A 17,095-nucleotide genomic window follows, 5' to 3' on the forward strand; every position below is an offset into this window, starting at 1 on the left:
GGCTGGCAAGTATGTGGAGATCGAGAACAGCGCTTGCGGCACTACTCATGGCGTCTACGGCGGGCATTCTGCCTGTTTTCGCCCAAGAGCAGGAGCCGCCCGCGCAGAACGGGAATCCAACCGGACAGGAAACGAACATTTCGGCTCCGCAGGGGGATAGCGCCGGGTCTCCCATTCCGCGCCAAGCGCCACCGGAAGAGACGCCCACGACTGTTGCTCCGCAGCTCCAACAGGGGCAGGTGGAAACCACGTCCAGACCGAACCTGCCACCACGACAATTGACCAAGGAAGAGCTGGACGCTGTGCGGCGTGGCATGGTCGATCAGTCAGAAGGCATGATCCTTCGCCCGAATGAAGTCGGCCGGATCAGAGATGCTACTCTTGGTTCTCGAAGCGCCGCTGTCCGCCCGACCTATTCGACCGATCCCTACCCGACTGCTCTGCCGCGCGTGGTGAATGCTGCCAAGACACCTATGCAGCAGCCCCCGATAGCCCGGCTCGCTTACGGCATGACTACGCCAGTCACCTTCGTCGACAGTGACGGCTATCCATGGCCGATTGTTAACGTCACGTACAATCCGACTGTGCTTGCGCAGGACGGTGCCGGTTGCGGAGCGTCCGGCAATACGCCTTCCGGCGATGGACAGCGGCCGACGACGATCAATCTCACGCCCTGCTATTTCGAGATATTCTCGAACATCAACGTCAGTCTCGAAAAGTGGCCTTATCCCATAGTCTTGATGACCCAATCGGGTTTCCGGCCACAGCAGGGACAGGGCCAGAAACAGGTCAGCATTGATATGCCGCTGACGGTCATCATTGAGGGAAAATCGCCGCTGGCTGACAAGGTGAAGCCGATTTCCATTTCCAACGCGAAAGCAACGGCTCGAAGAGCTGCGGCGGGAAATTACAAGCGGCCATCAAAAGTGGTGACGGGTGACGGCGATCTGGCCGATTACATTGTCGGCCGCCCGCCACGAGGGGCAAGGGCGGTGGCACTGGACGGTGCTCCCGATCTTCGCGGCTACATCGCGAGCAATGGTGATCTCGTCGTAGTCGGCCATGCAGAGATGTTGTCTCCGGGCTGGAATAGCAAGGCGCAAACACCGGACGGCGAGAAGGCCTATCGCTTTAGCGGAGCGCCTTACCGCGTGCTCTTCGTGGACAAGAACGGGGCAGAACGCCCGGCAACGGTACGCTTTTAAGGAGAGGGGCTATGGCGGTAAACAAAATCGTAGTCGGAGTTGGTGCCTTAGCTGCTGTCACTGTTGGCGCGGCTGCTTTTATCCTTTCAGGGCAAGTAGCGCCTGACACTGGCGCTGGCACGCAAACATCCTTGCCGAATGCCACCAATGTTCCGAGGAACGATCAATTGGAGCCGGTGACGCCGCAAGAGGCCAGCCGGAGAGCAACCGTCAACCAGTCGGATGCCCAGCAAGCCAGAGAACAAGGACGAGACTATCAGGCACCGACGGTGATCACTGGTGTTGGGCCTGCCGACCGTGGTGAGCAACCTCCCGTGCCAGAGCCTCCAAAGCCCGCTCCGGAGCCGCAGGAACGCATCATCAAGGAAACCACCGAGCGAACCGTCTATGTGACGCGCGTACCAGTGGAACAGCCTGTCGATGACGCGGCGGCACGGGCCGCGATCCAAGCGCAGATAGCCTCACTTGGGGCGAATGACCGGGGCGGTTCCGGTTCTGGCGGCATCGCGGCTATGGCGATCAACCGGTATGCAGCACCGCCAGAGGAAAAGAAGGAAGCGCCTGCAAAGCCGAGCGGTCCCAATCCTGCGACGATGAAACTTGTAGCGCGAACTGGCGATGTGGTTTTCGCTCGCCTCGACAGAGGCTTTAATAGCGACGACCCGGCCGCTCCCATTATCGTGACGCTGGATGACGTGATTTATGATCCGGCAAGCGGGACGCGGAACGGCCCCCTTACAGGGATGCGACTGGTAGGAAACATCTCGTACTCGGAAAATCAGTCCGCCATCGCTTTCAATCAGCTCGTGACCGTCTCCGGTCAGCAATATCCGATAAAGGCGATAGCGGTTTCCGAGAATGATGCCCGTACGGGTGTTGCGACTAAGGTGGATCGTCACACTTGGTCTCGCTACGCCGGGCTGTTTGTCTCCTCGCTGCTGCAAGGCGCGGGGCAGGTAGCAAACCAGCTCGTGCAGAACAATCGTGACTACGTTGTTTCAGACGGCGTGGTCGTTTCGAACAGCAATCCGGTTAATTACTGGCAGGCGGGCGTGGCAGCGTTGCAGCCGCTGGGCAATAATCTTTCTACCGCCGCTCGCCAGCACTTCAACCGGCCACCAACGATGTCAGCTCCGGCAGGCACCGGGATGGGGATCGTGTTCCTTGCTCCCGTGGTCATTCCGAAGGGCATCCGGTAGCTCAAGGAGAGAGCGAATGGAAAACACCCTGAAATTGGAGGATGGGGCACGCAGCTTTTACCAATTCCTTTCGGGCTTCGGCGATGTGGTGCCTCTCCTATTTGCCGTAATCGGATTGGCGATGTGCGGCATCACTGGCGTCAACCTTTACCGGATGGTGCAGCGGGAGGCCTACGCCCCTGCTGACTGGAGCAAGACCGGCCAAATCGTCGGGTTCTGCATCGGGGCGCTGCTCGGGATTTCATCTGTTGTTGTCTACGCACTTTCGCAGGTGTGGACAGGCTTGAGCCAGTAGGGGGCGTAGATGGCTGAAAACCGGATCAATCTGAGAGATCGATATGAAGAGGCCGTTGCTCGGTTTGGGATCGAGCAGGTGGAGCGCGGAAATGAAATCATGGTCGAGGTCGAGTTTGCCCGCGAGGCCATCGATCGCGTCAAGGCTGGCAAGCTCCCTGCCGAGCATGCAGCCTCCTATCAAATCACCTACGAGCGGGAGCTGGCACGGGCGGCTATCGAGGCATTAAATCATCAAAATGAATATCTTCTCGATCTGGCACGTGATGACGGCGATCTGGCTGTAGCTATTGGACGCGAGCGCCGGTCGCGGCCGGAGCAAGCACCTATACCCGGTAGCCCGGAAGCACCGATCCATATCGGCCACACTGCCGAGCAACAGCTTCGATATGCAGTGTCTGGCAACAGGGAAGCAAATCCTCTTGAAACGCTGCAAACCAGCGAGGAGGTCTTCAAGGCTGTTCAGGCCGCTGTGGCCGAGCGGCTAAACCATCTGAATGCCAGACTGACTGATCAAGATTCGCCGCACTTCATTTCGGAAGACAGCTATGTGACCCGGAATGAGGCTCGCGCTGAGCGCCAATTCCTCGCAGACATGAAGGACCAACTCGATAAACTGGAGCCGGGTGGAAGCCTCGATCTTTCCCGAACGGAGACCGATTACGGCTACGATCCAGAAGAAGCCGCAACTGATCGGATGAGCGGCCTCGAATACGAAACTGCAACAGCGAGAGCGGAACGGGAGCATGAGAGCCACGTGGAAAGCGTGGCATCGCTCTTGGAACAGTTGAGGGCACGCGGCGTCACCGTTGACACCAGCTTCAAGACGGTAGAGCCGACCGGGCCGTCTGCTGCTGAATGGGCGGCCCAAGACGCAGAGTTAGTGGAAGATCAGGAGCAGGAATACGATCATCTGCGTGATCCGGCTCTTATGGCTAGGTATTATCTCAACGAGATCAAGGAGGCAGATAGCCTACTGGCTTCCGATGGAGCTGATGGCCCATCGCGTAGCGAGGCCAAGGCGGCGTTGGAAGAGGCTATAACTCGCGCTGCCATAGCTGCGGACTACGGCAACGAGTTCGTTCGCGAGGCGGCGAAAACCGACGAGCGCCTTGCCGCCCGTATTATCGAGCTGGGGCAGCAAACACCGGCATCTCGTCGGGAGATCATGGATAGCAAGCCAGATCCTCTGCCGCTCTTCACCGAGCTTTATGATGACGTAGTACGAACGGCAGACGGAGTCCCTGTTGGTGCTCTTCATCGACATGCAGAAGGCAGATTGCAGCAGACCTATGCCGTTTTGGCGTTGATCGAACAGGGCCGCGAAATCGGCCTGCTGCCCAAGGATGGCGAGTTTGTTGCTACAGGGGCGAGAGTGCAGGACAAGCGCACGAGCCGCATGTACCCCGCTGCTCACAGGCTCCCAGCCGACCTTTCTATAAAATATGACGGGCAGCTTGTTCGTCTGACGGACTTCTTCGAAGAAGGGCTGGACCGGACGTGGATAGACAAGAACATTTTCGCTCCAACAGACCGCATTCATAGGCTCGCCAACGTTGCGGACCAGTGGTGTGAGGATGCGGGCATGAAAACGACCTTGGTCAAGGCTGCGAACGCGGTTTTGGACGGCAAGATGTCGGCCAGACAGGCTATGGACGATATAGTGCAGCCCGGTTATGCCGCAGCCGTCGCGACGGCTCGTGAAAAGGTCGAGCGGAATTTCTCGTGGATCGAGCGGCAGGCTCTATCGCAGCGGATTGTCACCATCCAAGGCCAGCCTTTCCGCCTTCCAGAACCTACTGCTCTAAAAGTGAAGGACCTACCGGAGCGCGCGGCAGCCAAGGATGTCATGGAGCGCACCTTGGCGGCTTATAGCGAGGTTTCGGAGCTGTCGCCTTTCCAGCGCATGAAAAGCGCCATGGCGGCGACGGCCATAATTGACAATGAAAAACGGGCCATTGCCGAGGGCGGACGTGACCGGCTTCTGCCGCCCGGAATGGCGGCGATTGAGGCCGAGCATGCACGGCGGGAAGCACGCGCAAGCTTGCAGCGAGAAATGGATGTAATCGAGCAGCTTGCGGGCAAGGCACGCGAAGCTGTCGCTGCTGCCAATGATATTTCCCGACCATTGTCTTCGCGTCAGAGTGCGATGAATGATGCAATGGCCTATGGCGACCGCATGAAGGTTGCATGGACGGCCCTGCAGAAGGAGCGAGGGCCGCAGATCATGGAGAGGATGGAGCAGCGTGTCCGCCATTGTGGTCTTCATGGTCAGAGGCAATTGGCTGAGCTGAGATCGTCTTTTGCAGCGCCGCCCCGAGTTGTCCGCGACGTTGCTGGTACGCTCGAAGACACCAGAGACAACCTCAAGCGCCAAGATCGCCTTGATCAGGACCGCCGTGCGCAGGAGCGACGGGAAAATGTGGTTCAGTTCGGCCCTCGGCCGGAGTTTTGAAGATGAGCGACATGGAAGAAGACAAGCCCGCCAAGATCGCTTTTCTACCGGAGGCGCAAGGGTCTCCAAGGGTATGGCAGGCAATTGAGCGTGCTCGCAAGATGGCCGAGGAGAAGGGCTACGAAAGCATGAATATCGGGCTTGAGCTTTCACTCAAGCGCCGCAGCGACATACTCGACGGTTTTGGAAGAGAATTTTTTGGAACGGGAATGGATGGACTGGAGCCGAAGACAGCTCTTCCGGCTTTCTTGATCCGTTATACCCCGAGGGATTAGCCGATGACGACGATGCTGAACCGACACGCAGATCAGTTCTGCGACCTGAGTGGATTCGATCCGAACAGCACACGCCCTGTCTTATTCGCGCATGACGGCTCGGATATCACACTTATCGAGATCAAGGGTGCTCGCTCGATCATCTCGGAGCGTGATTACGCCGATAGGATGATCGATATTTTTGCGGCCGAAATGGCGCAGGTGATGAAGGCGCCCGGCCATAACATCGTCGTCTCATTCGAATCGTCCTTCAATGCTGAGACCGAGGTTGACGAGCACCTTGAGCGCCAGCGCCACAACGCTGAACTCAAGCAATTGCGCGTCGCCGGCATTCTCGAAGAATCGCGCAATGTGATTTTGCGCAGGGCCGTTTCGGAACGGCTCGTGGTGGCGTTGATCACGCGCCCGCAGGCCGGGCAACAGCGTGAGATCGTCGCGCAGAAGAAGGCCAACGACAAAGCCCGCAGCGAGCTACCTGCCATGAGGGCGGCCATGGACCCGTATGCTGAGCTTCCAGCTTTGGAAGGGCCGCATATGGCATTCGTGCAGTCGTTCATGACCGCTCTGGACCGGATAGGCGTGATAGCCAGCATAGTCATGCCGGGCGAGGATGGCTCAAGACCGGATATCGCCAAAATCCGTCAGGGTATTTTCTTCCATGAGACACCCAATGACTGGAAGCCGCATGAACCGGGTGCTGTGAAATATCCGCCGCTGAAAAACACGTTCGACAGTGACGTGTCCGATTTTTTCGCTCCACCACTGGCGATGCAGATCCTTTCGTCGGCTCCTGTGGTTTCGCAGGATATGCGCCGGATTTCATGGGGACCACGCAGTTTCGCCGTTTGTCAGGTGCTGCGCTATCCTAAGAACCTGCGACCGTTTAATCATCTCGTGGAGCGCCTGCGGCGCTCGCAGATGCCCTACCGCGTAGCGATCTCGCTGGAATCCTTGAACAGCGCAGACAAGTCCTCAATCCGCATCAGGCAGGTCGCTGCGCAATTGCTCGGCATATTCGATGGTACGACCAAGCTGCTCGGCAAGAACCTCCAACTGGTGACGGATGCGCTTGGCTCCGATACTGAGGCAGTGGTCAAGACCAACCTGTCGGCCGCGACTTGGATCGAGCCGGGAGAGCCGGAGGAGAGGCTACGCAGCCGCGCATCAGCTCTACTGGTCGGCTTGCAGTCGTGGGGGGACTGCACGGTCACTGACAGCCCGGCAAGCCCGGTCCGCACACTGGCGGAGACAGTGGCGGGCATGAACGCCACCACACAGAGCTGGCGCGGCACGCTCGCCCCGATCTCGGACCTTTCCGTTGTCCTGCCGTTCCACCGCACCGCTCCCGTGTTCGAGACCGGCGACAGTCTTTTCACGTCGATAGAAGGAAAACTTACTCCGCATCGCGCTTTTGCGCCTGAGCAACCGGCATGGCTCACACTCATTGCAGCCGGTACAGGTTCGGGTAAGTCGGTGTTGATGAACCGGATGAATTTCGATCTTGCGGCGTACCGACCGGGCAGCGAGTTACCTTTCATGATGGTTGCAGACGTGGGGGTATCCTCGTCGGGCTGTATGAACCTTCTAAGTGCCTTACTGCCGGAAGAGCGGCGGCGCGAGGTCATTTATATGCGGCCGAAGAACACCGCCGAATATGCGGTCAATCTCTTCGATATCTCGCTAGGCTCGCGCTATCCGTTGGATCGGGAGCGGGTGTTCATGAAGAACTTCCTGCTGACGGCGATCCCGATGGACCACGAGCTGCTGCCGCAGCTTATCACTCGCGTCATTGACCGTGTTTTCGAGATCAAAAGTGATCTCAGCGTCGATTCAAATGCCAACCGCTGGCAGGCAAATATCGACCCGCAGCTCAATGAGGCGGCTCATGCGGCCGGTATCAAGGTCACGGATCGCACGCGATATTGGACACTCGTGGATGAGTTTATGTTGCGTGGGAATCATGAGATGGCCGTTCGGGCGCAACGCTATGCCGCTCCGCGCATCAAAGATATCGCGACGGTTATCGCCGAGCCGCAGATCAAAGACGATTTCGGCGAAGAGATGATCAGGAATGTCCAGCGCCATCTTGAATCGCTGGAAAGTGCCTATCCGATGTTCACCAACTACACGTCGATTGAGACCGGTTCTGCCCGGATCATGGCAATCGACCTGCAAGATGTTCTGACGGTTTCGTCCATGACGGACGAATCTGCGAGGAAGAACACCCTCATGTTCCTGATGACTCGTCAGGTGTTCATGAGCAAGATCGCGGGCGATAAAGACGATATCCGTGCGATGACGTTCCCTGACGATCCTGAAATACGGCAGGCATATGAACGCTATTGGCAGCGGACCTTCCAAATCATCGCCGAGACTCCAAAGCGTATGGTGATGGACGAATACCATCTGACCGGCACCAGTATTGACACCATCAATGACGTGGTTTGGCATGACTGCCGAACCGGCCGTAAGTGGAACCTTGAGGTCGCACTTGTGTCGCAAGAGCTGGCCGACTTCAAAGGCCTGACATCGCAGGCCACCACGATCATGATCCTCAATTCCGACTCTCAGGCCGCTCGCAGAGCTATCCTCGATGAGCTGGGGGGCAGCGAAGCGGTCGATGAGGCTTTGCAGCGCTACGTGAACGGCCCTGACAAATCAGACCCTTCGAAGGGCGCGAACGTGCTGGCGATGTACAAGCTGCGAAATGACGAGAAGCGGTGGGTGATTTTCAACAATGCGTTGGGGATCAGGCTGCTGTGGGCGCTTTCAACGAAGTCAGAAGATCGCGCTGTACGTGACGAGCTTTACAGTCGCGTTCCACTGGATCGTGCGCTCGATCTTCTGGCGAAACGCTTCCCCGAAGGAACTGCCATTGGTCGATGGGAAGAAATGGCCAGAACGCAAAGGCGTTCTACCGGCACTTCCATTGCTAAGCTGGTAGCAGATGAAATTATGCAATACGAGATGGCGAACACGATGAAAGTGGCGGCGGAATAGGGCTGAAACCTCTTGTGTAGTGTCACAATTGCACATTAAAAAGGTGCAACACTTCATTGTGAAACGTGTGAGCTTGGTGTAAGCATATTGAGCAACGGGCCGTTGGCGGCAAGGAGAGAAGGAAATGAAGGCAACCGCATTAGCTGTCGCCGGTAAGGCGCGAGACAAGTACCTGGCTGCAATCGCTCTGGCGAGCGTGACCTATTTTTCAGCACTGGAAACCGTACTCGGCCAGACGGCCGACCCGAAAGCCCCGCTTGAGTTTCAGAAGCAGGCGCAGGACGCGGCGCGTAATTCTCGAATGAACCCCGACGATGCAAAGTCAGGGCTTGAGAACCTTGCGAGCACCGGCCTCTACCTCTTCGGCGCGCTGAGCCTGATCTTCGCAGGCTACTCGGTCTACAAGTGGTGGGATGCCGTCAACAACGAGCAGAGCCGCAACAATGCTGGCCGTTCGGCCATGGCTGCGGTCATCGCTGGTATCCTCGGGATTGTGGGTATCTTCATCGGTTGGGTCCAGTCCGTTGCTCTCGGCGGGAGCAACTGAGCAGCGATCTTCCGAAAGGGGGATAGGCAAGTGGAGCGGTCCCGAAAGGGGCCGCTTCTTTTTTGGCTGTCACGCTTGCAACACTGAACTGCATTCAGCTCGTCCGGTGCCTATATGTCCAAATTGGATCGAAGAACGAGCTAATCCGCATGCCGCTTCTGGTCGATCTAAAAAGCAGGCAAAAAAAATCCCCGGCTGAGGGAAGCCGGGGAAGGTGGTCCGCCGCATCAATGAAGCAGACTACTGGGAGGAGTCCTGATGAATGGAGGTTTCAAAACAGGCTCTGACCTGATCGGGCGTCCAGCGATTCAGGACCGCGTGATGTACGTCGATTTCGGTCTTGGTAATGCGGCGCGTAAGCTCGCCTCTTTCCCGGTAGAGGCTTTCCAACGGTTCGATGTGCTCTTCCACGAACTTGGAGTCCATGTCGGGCAGATTGCGGAGCCAATGGCGCATTTCAGATGCCTTTCAAAACCGATCAATATGCGTTAGTTATATCTATGTTCCTAACCGGCCCTCTTTGTCAATATGCGTGAGTGATATTAATGTCAGAAAAAGAACGTCGGGCGCGCTCCGGGCGCGAGCCGCGCAAGTACAGTACCGAAGTTTCCCCATGGCAGGAGCGTGCCCGAGCGGCCGGTTTGAGCCAGAAAACGCTCGCCGCCATGACGGGAAAAACAGAGATCAGCGTCAGCAGGCAATTGAGGGGGCAGTTTGGAACGAATGGAGAGCCGCCGCGCTATGTTGCGGCAACGATCATTGCATGGGAACTGATGAGCCTTGAGCAAAGGCAGGAGTGGCTTGCCCGGCTCGGCAGCAAAGACACAATCCCACCTGACGATGTTATACGCCCGCATGGCCACGAGCGGCTTTGCGATGCAGTAAAGCAGCGGCGGGAAGAACTGTCACTATCGCGAGAGCAAGTGGGCAATGCCACAGGCTTTAGTCGATTCATTGTGAAGGATTTCGAGGACGGTAAGGACGTTTCGCTGTCAGTCGCTATCAGGATCGCAGAGGCCGTAGGCCTTACATTCGATGTTGTCGATACGGCCAAAATCAGCGGTGTCATCGTGGCAGACAAACCGACCGAGGAAGAAACCGAGATCGATATCGGGGACAGTCTGCCAGACGATTTGGAGCAGGGTAGGTGAGCAACGGAAATAGCCTGAATGTGGTTCTTTACGACAGGAAGGTTGGCGATCTCGAACGAAGCAAGGACGGCCTGCACTTCGTCTACGACCGTCAGTGGCTTTCAGATGCCAGAGAGGGCCGAGGGCACGCACTGTCGCTCTCGATGCCTCTCACAAAGGTGGAACACGGGCCGGAAGTCGTGGAGCCGTTCATTGCTGGACTGCTGCCTGAAAGCCATCATCATCGGCACAGGATCGCTCAGGCTTTCGGAATGCAATCGGCCCATGAAAGCGATTTTGAATTTCTCCGGCTGATCGGCCGCGATTGCGCTGGCGCTGTTATCTTCGCCGATCCTGCCGAACGAAATATTGCACTGCGCGAGCCGCCCGGCTTCAAGGTTTTGAGTGAGGAGGAGTTGGCACAGCTCCTCCGTGAACTGCCAGCGCGTCCGCTAGTTGACGATCCAGTGCTAGGAACGCGAATTTCGCTCGCTGGCGTTCACGACAAAATGGCCGTGTTGGTGATGGGGGGCAAGGTCGCATTGCCGGTCAATGGCTTCCCATCCTCTCATATCATCAAGGTCGATATCGCTGGATTGAACGATTCCATTAAGACGGAGCACTTTTGTCTCCGGCTGGCGCATGCTTGCGGACTTCGAGTTCCCACATCGCAGATCCAGCAGGCTGAGGATAAGGTCTATATGCGGATCGCACGTTACGACCGAACCCTACAGACCCGGCAGGACGGCCCTGCTCTCCTGAATCGCACCCATCAGGAGGATTTCTGTCAGGCTCTTGGTATCCATCCCTTGAACAAATACGAAGAAAAGGGCGGCCCCTCTTGGAAAAGGATGGCCGAACTTATGAAACTGATGGAGCGCCCCGCAGTTGATCAGGCTGGTATGCTGGATCGGGCGCTGTTCCAGTATCTTTCAGGGAATCCCGATGCTCACGGAAAAAACTACTCGATACGGTATTCACCGAGCGGGCGGCTTTCTCTTTCCCCTGTTTATGATCTGAATAATCAGGCGGCATTTGCGGCAAACTACACGTCCATGAAACCGCTGCTTGCCATGTCAGTCGGTCGTGACAAGGATAATCCGAAACAAGGGGAGTTCTGGCGTACAAGGATCAGCCGTGATCATTGGGCTGAGTTCGCGCAGGATGTCGGTATGCCTGCTACCCATGTGCTGAAACGCCTTGACGAAATGGCGCTCAAGATTAGCTCTGCTGTCGTTTCGGTAAGGGAGGAGATGCGTCACACACTTGCGGACACTCCGCTACTGGACGTGATCGTTGATGATGTTGTTGCTCGCGCGACTGCTATTCGTGAAAATCGGCCGGAGCCGACGCGGGAAATCCATGCTGATCACGGGCGAGGTCGAGGACCGATCATCTCACCTTCATTATAAAATTCATTAGCCTATTTATATGTAGCTTTATGCGTCAATAAAGGTGTATATATGCACCATTATGAAAGAGAAGCCCGTACCGTCCCTTCGTGCGCAAGCCGAGCTTAAAAAGCTCGGTGACGACATCGCGATAGCTCGCAAAAAGCGCCGCTTTACTCAGCAGCGCATGGCTGATGGCGCTGGCGTGAATGTTGCCACCATCAGGCGTCTGGAAAAAGGCGACGGCGGGGTTTCGCTTGGGGTTTTGGCGATGGTTCTAGTTACTCTCGGCGAGCATGGCAGGCTAGCGGGACTGTTGGACATTTCAAAGGATGACATTGGTCTGGCGCTGGGCGTCAACGCGCTCCCCCAGCGTGTGCGGCCGAAACGTGATGGCAAGAAAAAGAAGAGTGACGCCGACACGCAAGAATCGGCTAACGGCAAAGATAAGGTGGCATTCTGATGGTGCAGAGCGCGTATAAAATCTGCATTGGCGATTCCGGGCTAGAGGTCGGAACCCTATGGTTCGAGGCGGCCGGTGGTCGCGAGCATTCCAGCTTCCAATATGATTCAGGATGGTTGGAGCACCCACGAGGTTTTGCCATAGCGCCAGCGCTGACGCTTGATGCGGATAGGAAGTTCTTCCGCGCAGCCAACGAACACGGGACGCCACTGCCTCCTCCTGTTGCGGACACGACGCCGGATTCATGGGGAAGGAATATCATTCGCAAAGATGTCCGGCTCGGGGGCAATAATAGCAATCCACTGACGGAGATAGACTTCCTAACTGCGGTCGATGATTTCAGCCGAGTGGGCGCTCTGCGTGTACGTAGCCTTGAGGAAGGCTCCCCGTTCCTTTCGGCTGCTCCCAACGGCCGACATCCTATTCCCCCCCTCCTGCATCTTGATCAGCTCAGCCATGCTATTGCCAGCGCCGAAAGCAATGATCCTGATGCTGCCGCGCTTCGACGGCTCCGGCAGGTGGGTAGTACGCTGGGGGGCGCTCGTCCAAAGTGTTCTGTGATTGACAGCGACGGAACCCTTTCCATCGCGAAGTTTACCTCGATTCATGACACATATCCCGTGGAAAGAGCAGAGGTTCTTACTCTGAGGCTGGCGAAGCTTTGTGGGATTGAGGCGCCGAAAGCTCGGATCGAAATGAGCGCAGGTTTGCCGGTGGCGATCATCGAGCGGTTTGACCGGACAAGCAATGGCCGAGTGCCCTACATTTCGGCGCAGACCATGCTCGATCTGCCGACCGCCACTGGTGGCACATATCTAAATCTCGCAGATACGATACGGGAGCAAGCTGCCGCTCCCTACGAGGAGCTGCGCGAGCTATTTCGGCGAGTGAGCTTCAATATCCTCGTTTCTAACGTTGATGATCATCTGAAAAACCATGGCTTTCTTTACGCGGGCGATGGGAGGTGGCGTTTGTCTCCCGTTTTTGATGTCAATCCAGCTCCAGAGCGCTTCAAGGAACTGAAAACAGCGATTGCCGATCCGGCCGCGCCGGACGCCTCGATCTCGATGCTTATGGAGTATGCCTTCTATTTCGAGATCGATCCCGACGATGCGGCAAAGACCATCGGAGAAATGGCCCACACAATTTCACAGAGCTGGGAGAGCCTTGCGCGTGAGGCGGGCATGAATGGTGCAGAGATTGGCATATATCGACCTGCCTTTGAGCATAAGGAGGCCGAATATGCCCGCTCGTTGGTCGAAGTCTCGATGTTGAATGGCAATCGATCACCAGCACCGCCACGGGGACCGTCGCTTGGGTGACAATCACCGCTACGAATAAAGGCCGGGGCTTACCCGTCAGAACGACGAGGCAACAAAGGAGGCCCCTGCCATGTTCAAATTCTCTCTGTTCCTGTCCAGCATTGCACTTGCCTGCTCGACAGCTTTCATTTTCCCTGCAAATGCCAAAGATCGCTCCGGCGGATCGGCCGGTATTGAGCGAGGTTGTAAGGTTCAGAATGATGGTCTGGATGAGCCTTGTGGCGAGGCTCCCCCGAAGCGTCTCCCTCCACCACCAGCACCGAATGCTCCGAGACCAAAATGAGGAGCGCTGCTAGCTTATGCTAGCATGTGCAGGCTAGCGCTATCTTATAAAACACATATGGAACTTTATGCAAAATAATGTGTTTCTTTGACGTACTCACGTCGAGGGGACGCCATATGGACAGGAAAGCAATGGCAGTGCTCGTTGTGGAAGACGAGCCGCTCGTGCGGATTGATATCGCCGACTATCTAAGGGACTGCGGATATGTGGTTACAGAGGTTGGCAGTGCCAAGGAAGCGATAAAGGTGCTTCAATCAACCCACGTCGATCTCGTGTTTTCGGATATCCAAATGCCGGGCGAGATGGATGGGGATGGGTTGGCAAGGTGGGTAATGGGCAACCGGCCGGACGTGAAAGTTATCCTGACATCCGGCCGGGTAAGAGATTGCGGTGTTACAATAGAGTTGATCCCGAAGCCTTACGCACAAGGGGCGGTAGCATCGGCCATCAGATACGCCTTGATGTCATCTGGCGATCTGGCTTGATCGACACCATCGAAATCGATCAGGTTTGCCAAACGGGACAGCCAGCCCGGCGTTGATCATTTCTCTTGAAATGTCATGCCCATCGGTAAATGCCCTGACCAGTACACGGCCGTAGCGGTCTGTACCAACGGACTCCAGATTTAAACCGCCTCTGTCGAGCAGTTCTTTAAGTTTGTGAGTTGCTGCATCAGCAAGCTGACGCTCGATCTGGCAATGTGCTCGATCTCCGCTTTCAGGCGCGTCGATATCCACGATCCGATATTTTATGCGGTGATGCCAGAAGGTGTCGCCATCGACCACGCATTGAACACGCCGCGATGAGCCACAGATCGGCCACTCAGAGGCATCCGCCATGGCAGGTAAGGGAATAGCCATCAAAGCAGCGAAAACAGCAGCGGCGCTGAAATTTGGACGAAAAGCTCTCAGAACGGACGTCAATGGACAGCCTGCCTCTTCACATATAATTGTTTGTGTGGATTGCATGTCAAAATCAGATTTCAAGAGGGATGGAGAACATATGAATCCGAAACTGTGGCTTGCTGCATTACCTTTACTACTTGCTGGCTGCGGTGCCAGTGCTCCAACAGATGCGGATGTCAGTGAGGCTTTCAAAGACGCCTTTACGCAGGCATCCCAGCAGATATCAGGCAATCCATTCGCGCAGTCGCTTATCGGTGCCGCCACGGGTGGAGGGGATGTGCACTATGGCGTTACAAACACGACCTGCAATCAGAACGGTGAGGCTTACGATTGCACGTTTAAGCTGACAATGCGCCAAGGCGAGAATGGACCGGCTCTCCAGCCTGAGAGAGCTATGCATGCAGTTCTTGTGAAAATGGACGGCAAGTGGACCTTGCGGCAAAACTGATCAGGCATCGCTTGGCAACTCAAAGCGCGCAGGAACCAGATCGGCATTCTGTAAGGCGGCGAATGTTCGCCGCCGCCTCTGCCTCAATGATGAGTTGTTGCGCCGCATCTGGCGAGGCGACTGGTTGTCCGTAAGCAGCTCGTGTGGAAATGTGAACAACCTGCCATCTGCCGTCACGAGTCTGTTCAGCGGTGTAGTTCATTGATATCAACCCGCAAAGTTATGGCATTAAGCGCCTCAGCAGGCGCTCTCGATAGTATCAGAAAATACGACGGTGTTTCCGTCGATGGTATAGTTTGTCTCACCACTCAATAGGCGGTGAGCAACCTCGTCGGGGACGCCCCATGTCTCGGAGACAATCTTACGAAGCTGGTTTCGGTCCTTTTCGAAGGCATATGCGTTCTTCGCCCAAGCTATGACGCCGGGGGTATGCACCATTTCACTTGAACCGAGGCGGTAGGTTCTGGCCTGCATTTCCAACTCCATTGCAATGTGCGTGTCATTAGTTTAGTGTTTGACACTACAAAGCAGTTTTGACGCGCTGTCAATCCCAAAAGTAATGGCAGCGTAGTAAGGGCATTATCGTATGAAGATTGGCTACATCCGGTTGGCAAAAGCTGCCCCCACGAAGGAGGAGCAGGAAGAGGCTTTACGCGCCTCTGGCCTGCCCGAGGAGTGCAGGATTTTCGTGGAGCAGATCGCCACTCGCAGGAGGACCGAGTATGTGGACCCGACGCCGCAGCGAACGGAAATGATCAGCGGCCTGAAGGAAGGCGATATGGTCTATGTTGCCAGTGCCTCTCGTTTGGGTACGGGCGTCACAGACATCGAAGAGACCTTGCGGGCGATCAACGAAAAGGGCGCAGCGGTGTTTGATGCTGCGACCAACGAGGTCGTTCGGTGGCATCCAGATGCCGGAGCCGCAATTTCTTTTGTTTTCAGAGGCTATAACGGCCTTCGAAACGAGCTGGCATCGCACATGCGTGCCAAGCGGCCGGAGGATAAGAAAGGTGGAGCGCCATCACTACCGCAAGAGCGGCTGGATGAAGCACGCAAGCTTTTCTTCAACCTAGATCTTCACATCAAAGAGGTCGTCAAGCGTACCGGTATAGGTCAGAGGACGCTTTACCGGCATTTTGGGAAGCGGACGGGCAAGAACCCCGCGAAGTAGCTGATTGATACGAGTATTTTGAACGCAACGATTTGGACCCGTAGTTTCAAACGGCCTAGCCGCAGAAAAGGAAAAGTCGATGACGATCAATATCAACAAGGTCATTCTACAAGGCCGATTGGGCTTGGACCCTGAAATTCGGCGTACCAACAATGGAAAGCCGGTGGCCAAGTTGCGAGTGGCTACATCCGAGTTCTGGCGTGACAAGCAGACAGGTGAGCGGAGGGAATCCACTCAATGGCATGATGTCGTTATCTTCAACGAGCATCTGTGCTCGTATGTTGAGAAGTACGGCAAGAAGGGCCGGGAAGTTTACGTCGAAGGCCAGTTGCAGACACGCAAATGGCAAGATCAGAGTGGCAGCGACCGCTATACGACCGAAGTTGTTTTGCAGCTCTATCGCGGCACCGTCCAGTTTGGCCCGCTGCCCGGCGGCGACAAGTCTGAGGATCAGGAGCCTGACGACAGCTACGGCTCCGAAGGTCGCGATTTTGGAGACGAGATTCCATTCTGACGAGGCAAGGAAGGGAAACACAATGGACGATGATAAGGCCGAGCTGATCGGAGCGACATTTGCTGGTGTCGTCATGGTTCTCTATGCACTTCTTTGGCACGGATATGGCCCTATGGGGGCGTCCGTCATCGGCATTCTAACATTCACGGCTGGCTTAGTTCTTTTTAACAATGTGGCGCGTCTCGGCAGGTGGATCGGCCGCCAGTTTGATTGAAGGAAGATACGATGAGTGATGATCGATGGAGAGAAGAGCAACGCCGGGTAGAAGACCAGCGGCGCGAGGAGCAGCGTCGAGCTGACGAACAGCGCCGCGAAGAAATGCGGCGTGAGGAACAAAGGCGACAGGAAGAGCAGCGTCGAGCTGATGAACAGCGGCGTCTTGAAGAGCGAAATCGATTTAAGTGATAATTTTAAAGGGGCCTGTCGCAAACATTTTCGGAGCGCGCGATTATCCCCTGAGCGTCCTCATTTTCATGCTTTGTTAATCTTTTGC

20 protein-coding genes are annotated in these 17,095 nt (G+C 56.1%); 18 read left to right on the forward strand and 2 right to left on the reverse strand.

Annotation, left to right across the window (positions count from 1 at the left end; translation table 11 throughout):
- Positions 1 to 11 precede the first annotated feature (11 nt).
- The 13 genes from KWJ32_RS22150 to KWJ32_RS22210 all read left to right on the forward strand — a co-directional run bounded on the left by KWJ32_RS22150 (position 12) and on the right by KWJ32_RS22210 (position 14,049).
- Positions 12 to 1,205 carry a DotH/IcmK family type IV secretion protein gene (locus tag KWJ32_RS22150; protein WP_256886277.1) on the forward strand — a complete coding sequence of 398 codons (1,194 nt, stop codon included), beginning with the start codon at positions 12 to 14 and terminating at the stop codon, positions 1,203 to 1,205.
- Between the two features lie 11 nt (positions 1,206 to 1,216).
- The gene (locus KWJ32_RS22155; protein WP_125271625.1) at positions 1,217 to 2,404 is read left to right on the forward strand and encodes a DotG/IcmE/VirB10 family protein; all 1,188 of its coding nucleotides are present in this window, start codon (positions 1,217 to 1,219) and stop codon (positions 2,402 to 2,404) included.
- A gap of 16 nt (positions 2,405 to 2,420) precedes the next feature.
- Positions 2,421 to 2,699, forward strand: a complete 279-nt coding sequence (locus KWJ32_RS22160; RefSeq protein WP_125271626.1) for a hypothetical protein — start codon at positions 2,421 to 2,423, stop codon at positions 2,697 to 2,699.
- 9 nt (positions 2,700 to 2,708) lie between these two features.
- On the forward strand, positions 2,709 to 5,153 hold the full coding sequence (locus KWJ32_RS22165) for a hypothetical protein (RefSeq protein WP_125271627.1): 2,445 nt from the start codon (positions 2,709 to 2,711) through the stop codon (positions 5,151 to 5,153).
- 2 nt (positions 5,154 to 5,155) lie between these two features.
- Positions 5,156 to 5,428, forward strand: a complete 273-nt coding sequence (locus KWJ32_RS22170) for a hypothetical protein (RefSeq protein WP_125271628.1) — start codon at positions 5,156 to 5,158, stop codon at positions 5,426 to 5,428.
- Positions 5,429 to 5,431: 3 nt separating this feature from the next.
- Entirely contained in the window at positions 5,432 to 8,428 is a 2,997-nt protein-coding gene (locus KWJ32_RS22175; RefSeq protein WP_125271629.1) for a hypothetical protein, read from the forward strand.
- A gap of 124 nt (positions 8,429 to 8,552) precedes the next feature.
- A complete protein-coding gene (locus KWJ32_RS22180; protein ID WP_125271630.1) occupies positions 8,553 to 8,975 on the forward strand; it encodes a hypothetical protein in 423 nt (140 codons plus the stop codon).
- A gap of 258 nt (positions 8,976 to 9,233) precedes the next feature.
- Positions 9,234 to 9,467, forward strand: a complete 234-nt coding sequence (locus KWJ32_RS22185; RefSeq protein WP_125271631.1) for a hypothetical protein — start codon at positions 9,234 to 9,236, stop codon at positions 9,465 to 9,467.
- Between the two features lie 53 nt (positions 9,468 to 9,520).
- Positions 9,521 to 10,126, forward strand: coding sequence for a helix-turn-helix domain-containing protein (locus KWJ32_RS22190; RefSeq protein WP_125271632.1), 606 nt, complete (start codon positions 9,521 to 9,523; stop codon positions 10,124 to 10,126).
- 20 nt (positions 10,127 to 10,146) lie between these two features.
- Positions 10,147 to 11,517, forward strand: coding sequence for a type II toxin-antitoxin system HipA family toxin (locus KWJ32_RS22195; RefSeq protein WP_256886278.1), 1,371 nt, complete (start codon positions 10,147 to 10,149; stop codon positions 11,515 to 11,517).
- A gap of 61 nt (positions 11,518 to 11,578) precedes the next feature.
- Positions 11,579 to 11,959, forward strand: coding sequence for a helix-turn-helix domain-containing protein (locus KWJ32_RS22200; protein WP_125271634.1), 381 nt, complete (start codon positions 11,579 to 11,581; stop codon positions 11,957 to 11,959).
- Entirely contained in the window at positions 11,959 to 13,281 is a 1,323-nt protein-coding gene (locus tag KWJ32_RS22205) for a type II toxin-antitoxin system HipA family toxin (protein WP_256886279.1), read from the forward strand. Before KWJ32_RS22200 ends, KWJ32_RS22205 begins: the two co-directional genes overlap by 1 nt.
- 399 nt (positions 13,282 to 13,680) lie before the next feature.
- Positions 13,681 to 14,049, forward strand: a complete 369-nt coding sequence (locus tag KWJ32_RS22210; RefSeq protein WP_125271705.1) for a response regulator — start codon at positions 13,681 to 13,683, stop codon at positions 14,047 to 14,049.
- On the opposite strand, the gene KWJ32_RS22215 is transcribed toward KWJ32_RS22210, so the two are convergent.
- Positions 14,029 to 14,349: a thermonuclease family protein gene (locus KWJ32_RS22215; protein ID WP_172965745.1), complete on the reverse strand. Its 321-nt coding sequence runs from the start codon at positions 14,347 to 14,349 to the stop codon at positions 14,029 to 14,031. The two genes, KWJ32_RS22210 and KWJ32_RS22215, sit on opposite strands and share 21 nt — an antisense overlap.
- A gap of 52 nt (positions 14,350 to 14,401) precedes the next feature.
- Here KWJ32_RS22215 and KWJ32_RS22220 point away from each other — a divergent pair, with 52 nt between their 5' ends.
- On the forward strand, positions 14,402 to 14,917 hold the full coding sequence (locus tag KWJ32_RS22220) for a hypothetical protein (RefSeq protein ID WP_172965753.1): 516 nt from the start codon (positions 14,402 to 14,404) through the stop codon (positions 14,915 to 14,917).
- Between the two features lie 237 nt (positions 14,918 to 15,154).
- On the opposite strand, the gene KWJ32_RS22225 is transcribed toward KWJ32_RS22220, so the two are convergent.
- A complete protein-coding gene (locus tag KWJ32_RS22225; RefSeq protein WP_125271702.1) occupies positions 15,155 to 15,391 on the reverse strand; it encodes a hypothetical protein in 237 nt (78 codons plus the stop codon).
- A 112-nt stretch (positions 15,392 to 15,503) separates the two neighbouring features.
- Here KWJ32_RS22225 and KWJ32_RS22230 point away from each other — a divergent pair, with 112 nt between their 5' ends.
- The 4 genes from KWJ32_RS22230 (at position 15,504) to KWJ32_RS22245 (ending at position 17,007) form a co-directional block, all read left to right on the forward strand.
- Positions 15,504 to 16,088, forward strand: a complete 585-nt coding sequence (locus KWJ32_RS22230; RefSeq protein WP_125271701.1) for a recombinase family protein — start codon at positions 15,504 to 15,506, stop codon at positions 16,086 to 16,088.
- 79 nt (positions 16,089 to 16,167) lie between these two features.
- Positions 16,168 to 16,602: a single-stranded DNA-binding protein gene (gene ssb, locus KWJ32_RS22235; protein WP_125271641.1), complete on the forward strand. Its 435-nt coding sequence runs from the start codon at positions 16,168 to 16,170 to the stop codon at positions 16,600 to 16,602.
- A gap of 22 nt (positions 16,603 to 16,624) precedes the next feature.
- Entirely contained in the window at positions 16,625 to 16,816 is a 192-nt protein-coding gene (locus tag KWJ32_RS22240) for a hypothetical protein (protein ID WP_125271642.1), read from the forward strand.
- 11 nt (positions 16,817 to 16,827) lie between these two features.
- Positions 16,828 to 17,007, forward strand: coding sequence for a hypothetical protein (locus KWJ32_RS22245; RefSeq protein ID WP_125271643.1), 180 nt, complete (start codon positions 16,828 to 16,830; stop codon positions 17,005 to 17,007).
- Positions 17,008 to 17,095 lie beyond the last annotated feature (88 nt).

The organism is Ochrobactrum sp. BTU2, assembly GCF_024539785.1.
Taxonomy (GTDB): Bacteria; Pseudomonadota; Alphaproteobacteria; order Rhizobiales; family Rhizobiaceae; genus Brucella; species Brucella anthropi.